Annotated in this window: 1 protein-coding gene; it reads right to left on the reverse strand. The window is 50.1% G+C overall.

What is annotated here, in order from left to right:
* Window positions 1-589, reverse strand: a 589-nt coding sequence (locus tag ACWHAR_RS29785) for a 1-deoxy-D-xylulose-5-phosphate synthase N-terminal domain-containing protein (RefSeq protein WP_452088778.1), incomplete at both ends; no start/stop codon positions are given.

Below are 589 nucleotides of genomic sequence, written 5' to 3' on the forward strand. Positions count from 1 at the left end.
CGAATAGATCGCCAGAAACGGCTTCATATTCTGTGTCGCAAGTCCCGCCGCCATCGTTGCCGCATGCTGTTCCGCAATGCCGACATCAAACATGCGCTCCGGAAATTCGCTCGCAAACCCTTCAAGTTTTGAACCGACAGGCATGGCCGGAGTAATGGCCACAATCCGTTCATCCTCGCGGGCAAGCTTCCTGACCGTTTCGCTTACGAGCGAGCTCCATGATGGTGCAGCAGCTTTCGGTTTGACAAAGTCACCGGTATCGATTTTATATGGGCCGGTTCCGTGCCATGTTCCGGTTTTATCAGTTTCCGCAGGCTTGTAGCCTTTTCCTTTTTTCGTAATAACATGGAGGAGTACCGGGCCTTTCGTTTTCTTCGCATACTGCAAGTTCTCAAACAGTTCATCGTAGGAATGGCCGTCTACAGGCCCTAAATACGTAAATCCAAGCTCTTCAAAGAACATCCCGGATACGAGCAGATATTTAAGGCTGTCTTTAATCCGTTCGGCTGTAGCGGCAAGCTTTCCGCCAACAGCAGGAATCCGCTTGAACAAATACTCGAGCTCATCTTTGACCCATTGGTATTTTCCG

The sequence above is a fragment of the Bacillus sp. LR--39 genome (assembly GCF_053613335.1).